Genomic DNA, 2,386 nt, shown 5'->3' on the forward strand with positions numbered 1-2,386 from the left:
TGCGAGTTACATTTCTGAAATTCCTCCGCAGCAATGGGATATTCCCAGGGATATGTTGCTTGAAGGAGGTTTATTGGAAAAATTAAAAGAGCTTGCGCTGAGGTATGAGGCAGGTGAACTGTAATTGTTGTGCTGCCTCAAAGACAGAATAATTCTGGCAGCCTTGCAAGCAAGGTTGTCAGAGTCTAGAAGTGACGTTATCGCATGACACCTGAATTAAAAGAAAAATTATTGATCCGACTTTTTTCTTCAATTGAGTATATGGAGGAATTTACAGCGCATTATGTCGCTGGCTTACAAGCTGCAGATGACGCTTTTTCTTCCTTTGAAAAAAAATACAGCATTGATGCCAGCTTGGCTAATCATTATGCAATGGAATTTCTGCAGTGGCAGGAGCGCGTAATTCCTAATTTTAGAGGAATGAAAGAAGACGCGATATTAGCTTTAAGTAATGCCAAAAAAGGTAAAACATCTACTATTCGTTCGACAGCAGGTAATCTTCGCGGTTTATCAAAAGATATGGATGGTATAGGTGACAATTGGTGGCTTGAGGTCGATGATTTAATAAGACGTAAATACGCAGACAATATGAATAAAGCCAAACTGATGGGTAATAATATTTATTACACTTTAAGTGACTTTTGGAATCCAGGTGAACTGTTGGTAGAAAATATTACTGGCTCAATTGACGAACAGGTTTTACTAAAATATCTGCAGTCCGGCGAACACCCATAATGAAATAAAAATGCCCGGAAAATTATTTTCTGGAATTTTTTATCTTCTTAGCTATTTCTGCGCCTTACTTTTTGGGTGGGGCGCGATTCGCGAAGTAAACCGTCGTAGAATGTGCGGCGGTAATAATCGGAAGTAAGAGCTTACCTAAATAATCAGAAGGTCAGATGATTTGATAGTTTTTTTGACGCAGCTGGTTGTTAGTAAAAGATTAAGTAATTTTATTTTTAGCCTTCATTATGTAATAAATAAGAGTATCGTTTTTGTGGAAACACTGACTTTGGGAGATAATCTTCTACTTGTTTATGGAATGACTAATGTCAAAGCATTTTAACTAAAGTCAATAAGGATTTTTTAAATGAGTGAAGAAATTATTTTACAGCTATTAGGGTTGATTGATCCGGATAGTATTTGAGTAAATTAGTATTTCTATTTTAAATAAAATATTAAATTTTTTCCGATAGAAAAGTTTTTCTTTATAAAAAATATTGCTGCCTGGTTATATTAAGCATCTCTTGGAATCCGTTAAGAAAAATATGGACTGCTGATCAGGTTTAGCTTCCTTTGTGCTCTTTACCTTGGTTTATTGATCGTTTTGAAAACGGTTTTCTTCGGTCGCAAGATCAGGGAGGTTTTTCTGATTTTGAGCTTAGTCTGAGAAAGGATTTTAATGGGGAGCTAATCAGTATTAATTCAATGACTCATTGTTGTTCAGAAAATTTACCAGGTTTTAATATCTGGAAGGACACTGAGGTTGCATTAAAGATGCTCTTCAAAGATTTAAAAAAATCTAAATTAACTTTTGAGGGGAGCATTGCCAGTGTGATTTTGGATGGAACAGATGAAGAATTTTTTTCCAAAAGTGAGTGGGCACTAGAAAAAATAAGAGAATGCAGATCGAATATGGAGCTGATATCTAATCCTGATTAGAGTCAATTATGGCGCGGTTCTTGTCGCACCTCGCAAATACTATCACCGCTAAAGTTTGGTTAAATTCGATACCCAGTCCGCCGTCGGAGGAAAGATATTCAAATGGTAATTAAAAAATTCACGGAAGCGTTCTGCTTCTGGGGCTTTTTTGTATTCTTAACTATTTCTGCACCTCGCTTGTTAGGTAGGGCGCGTTTCGCGAAGCAAGCCGCCATAGAGTTTACAGCGGTAATATGTAATAGAGATGGCTATCGTTTTGTAGAAGCATTGACGTTTGAAAAAAAATCTGCCACCTATTTCTTGCATGACTAATGTCAAAACAATTGAGCTAAAGCCGATAAGGATGGTTTAAATAAATCAAAAATTAATTGCGCAACCTTTGGGGTTGATTGACCCCTTGCGCTTAAAGGCAGACGAGCGTTACCTATTATCAGTGACTTACGAAATGTTTACTGATAAAAATGTCAATTTTTATAAAAAAGGAAATTATCTTGTAATACATACTGTGTATTGGAGCAAAATTAAGAAGGCATGGAGGTCTGATCAAGAGGAGTTTCCGTTAGATGCTTTAGTTTGGATAGTTGACCGTTTTGAAAATAGTTTTTTTAAACCACAGGATCAAGGTGGAGTCTCTGATTTAGAGCGTAGCCTGCGAAAAGAGTTTAATGGTGAGTCCATCGGCATTAATGCAATGGCACATTGCTGCGCAGAAAATTTACCGGGT

The 2,386-nt window shown here is 36.7% G+C and carries 4 protein-coding genes; all 4 read left to right on the forward strand.

The features are described 5' to 3' along the window. The first annotated feature begins 204 nt into the window (after positions 1-204). A complete protein-coding gene (locus O59_RS20710; protein ID WP_007646365.1) occupies positions 205-735 on the forward strand; it encodes a hypothetical protein in 531 nt (176 codons plus the stop codon). 561 nt (positions 736-1,296) lie between these two features. Next, entirely contained in the window at positions 1,297-1,662 is a 366-nt protein-coding gene (locus O59_RS21245) for a hypothetical protein (protein WP_050977151.1), read from the forward strand. A gap of 102 nt (positions 1,663-1,764) precedes the next feature. After that, positions 1,765-1,974 carry a hypothetical protein gene (locus tag O59_RS20720; protein WP_040393946.1) on the forward strand — a complete coding sequence of 70 codons (210 nt, stop codon included), beginning with the start codon at positions 1,765-1,767 and terminating at the stop codon, positions 1,972-1,974. 133 nt (positions 1,975-2,107) lie between these two features. Then, on the forward strand, positions 2,108-2,386 hold a 279-nt coding region (locus O59_RS20725; RefSeq protein ID WP_198284854.1), incomplete at its 3' end, for a hypothetical protein.

Source organism: Cellvibrio sp. BR (genome assembly GCF_000263355.1).
GTDB lineage: Bacteria > Pseudomonadota > Gammaproteobacteria > Pseudomonadales > Cellvibrionaceae > Cellvibrio.